This window comes from Bacillus sp. C30 (assembly GCF_040838255.1).
GTDB classification, from domain to species: Bacteria; Bacillota; Bacilli; order Bacillales; family Bacillaceae_G; genus Bacillus_A; species Bacillus_A mycoides.
Map to the genome: position 1 here is coordinate 1 of NZ_JBFPJH010000378.1, position 2,919 is coordinate 2,919.

2 protein-coding genes are annotated in these 2,919 nt (G+C 35.4%); one reads left to right on the forward strand and one right to left on the reverse strand.

What is annotated here, in order from left to right; all coding sequences use genetic code 11:
• Window positions 1-199: 199 nt before the first annotated feature.
• Window positions 200-1,018, reverse strand: a complete 819-nt coding sequence (locus tag AB3X49_RS20505) for an N-acyl homoserine lactonase family protein (protein WP_367964398.1) — start codon at window positions 1,016-1,018, stop codon at window positions 200-202.
• 124 nt (window positions 1,019-1,142) lie between these two features.
• On the opposite strand from AB3X49_RS20505, the gene AB3X49_RS20510 reads away from it, so the two are divergent.
• Entirely contained in the window at window positions 1,143-2,774 is a 1,632-nt protein-coding gene (locus AB3X49_RS20510) for a thiamine pyrophosphate-binding protein (protein WP_367964400.1), read from the forward strand.
• Window positions 2,775-2,919: the final 145 nt, after the last annotated feature.

The window sequence follows — 2,919 nt, forward strand, 5'->3', positions numbered from 1 at the left end:
CTTTGGAAAAACCATAAAACAATTTCAGAAAACACCTAAAATCATACAAAAATTGCCTCCATACCGTTTAAAAGCATCTTGAATACCGCTATTTTCTTCCATTTTAAATGAGGAAATGTGCTCATTTCCGTGGCTTTTGGACACTAGAAATTCAACTAGCACAACGGGTAAGGCATATACTTTTCATTTGAAATTACGCCTAGTCATAAAATCCTTCTGTAGATTTTATTAGTGACTGAAATTGTGTACTATCATGACCAAACCATACCTGTACTCGATCGCCTCTCTCATAATTTCTAATTTCTCTAATAGTCTCGACATACCCTTTTAAATCATAAACAGCATCCTGACTAGGTAGTTGAATTGGTGAAGTATAATGTTCTTTGGAATATATAGCATCAGACGTTAAAATGATTGTTCCTGTATTTGGTAAGTGTATTTGCATGCCTAACATTCCCCATGTATGACCACTACCAAAATTTAAAACCTCAACCCCTTCAACAAGAACCACCTTTTTCTCAGAACGTTTAATTACTTTCCAATGTAAATTCGGACGTAACCACTTAGAAATATCACTTTCTATATATCCTAAGGGCAGATTCTTCATCTTAAAACTTTTTAATGTATGCAACAGTTCATCTTCTTGTACAATAATCTGGGAATTCGGAAACATTTCAAGACATCCAGCATGATCAAAATGTAAATGTGAGACTACAACATGTCGAATATCTTCTAGGCGAATCCCTAAACATCCTAATCTATTAATAAGATAATCAGATTCTTTCACATTATAAGCACTGTATGGAAAGCCACCTTGTACGAGATCGATTTTTCTTTTGGGATGACAAGATGTATCAAAAAGTATTTTCCCATCCGGATGATCAATGAGTATTGTATAAACAGGAATTTCCGTAAATCGATTTACTTGTTCAGTTTTACAATCTCTATTAAAAATATTTTTATCGATCATTAAATTCCCATGATCTAATACATATAACTTTACCTTTTGGATAGACATGATACCATCCTCCATTAAAGAATATATAATTTTGACACTATAGCCTAACACCTTTTATTATCCTTTAATATATAATGAGTGGGAGATGAAATTTGTTACTCATATCAAAAGGAGTGAATACATTTTGAATGTATCAGAATTCATTATAAAAACTATCAAAGATCTAGGGATAGATCATATATTCGGTATTCCTGGAAAATCTATTTATCCGCTTCTTATTGCCACCGATACAATGAATTTGAACTTCATTTTAACACGACACGAAGCAGGTGCTGGCTTCGCTGCCACAGGTTACACCCTGTTAAATAATAAATTAGGAGTCGCCTTAGGAACATCCGGCCCGGGGGGAACAAATATGTTAACAGCCGCAGGTCAAGCGAAGGCATTTTCAGCCCCTGTTCTATTTATAACTGGACATCCTTCCGCTAGAAATACTGGCAAGCCCTATTCTCAAGATTCTTCTAATTTTGGTACGGATTTAGTAACAATGTTTCGATCTGTTACTAAATTTAGCAATTCCATAAGTCACCTTAATCAAGTTCAAACTTATCTCCATCACGCAATTCGTGTTGCCTTAACTCCACCTCGCGGTCCAGTTCACCTGAATATTCCGTTTGATATTTTATCTGAAGAAATAGATCCTTTAACACCACTTTTAATAGATATTGATACCCCAACTAGTTCAAATATTCATACTGCTATTCATTATTTAAAAAATGCTAAGCGTCCTGCTTTACTCGCCGGAAAAGGAATTCACTCCGCAAAAGCCTATTCAGAATTAAAAAACTTATCTGAAAAATTCAGCATTCCAGTGGCTACCACCCCCGGTGGTAAAGGTACTTTTTCTACTTATCACCCTTTGTCACTCGGAGCATATGGCCTAGGTGGCAATGCTATATCACAAGAATATATTGAAAGCGGAATCGATCTATTGGTGGTAATGGGAACAAAATTAACTGATATGTCTCTACCAGATTTAAATCCAAAGTACTACCCAGCACAGGTAATACAATTCGATTGGGATGCCGATATTATAGGCAAAAGTTTGCCCGTCCCCACATTACCAATTATCGGAGATATTAAACAGAATTTAACTACCCTTTTAAAATTAACCCCTACCGAGAACAACAAGACCACTTCTCCCCTATTACAAACCTTTCCTCAATCTCAGTTACAACAAGATAAGTGGTCCGCATCCTTGGCTATCAAAATTATACAAGCAGCCGTTAAAGACGATGCAATTATGTTTGGTGATTGTGGCATTCATAGTTATTATGCAATAGAAAATTATCCAATAAAATCTCCCGGAACATTCTTTTTCGATGATGTGTTTGGTGCGATGGGCAATGCCCTTCCACTCGCAATGGGCGCTAAACTAGCCTGTCCCGAAAAAAACATAATGTGTTTAACAGGAGATGGCTGTATGATGATGCATGGAATGGAAATTTCTACAGCAGTAAACATGGGGTTAGATATTATAATCATTATTTTCAACAATGAACAATTAGATATGGTAGATAAAGCTATGTATTTAGCTTATGGCAAAGCAGTAGGTAGCCAGTATGACAAAGGCGTTCACTTTGCTAACCTTGCACATACGTTAGGCGCCATAAGTACTCGATGTTATGACCAAGTAGGTTTAGCAGCAGCTTTAAATCAATTTGCTCAACCTATGAATTGTCCTCGAGTTATTGAAGTTATGGTACCTAAAGATGAAATGCAATCTTCATTAAAAAAACGTATGGAGAATTTATAAAGATATTGCAAAAACCATGTAAGAAAAAAATAGGTAGAACAATGTTTCAGATATAAAATCACACCATTGAAATAAAAGAGAATAGGTAACTACCCGTGGTGCTAGTTGAAATTTATTCGTTATTTTTAGTAAATGTTAGCTTTAA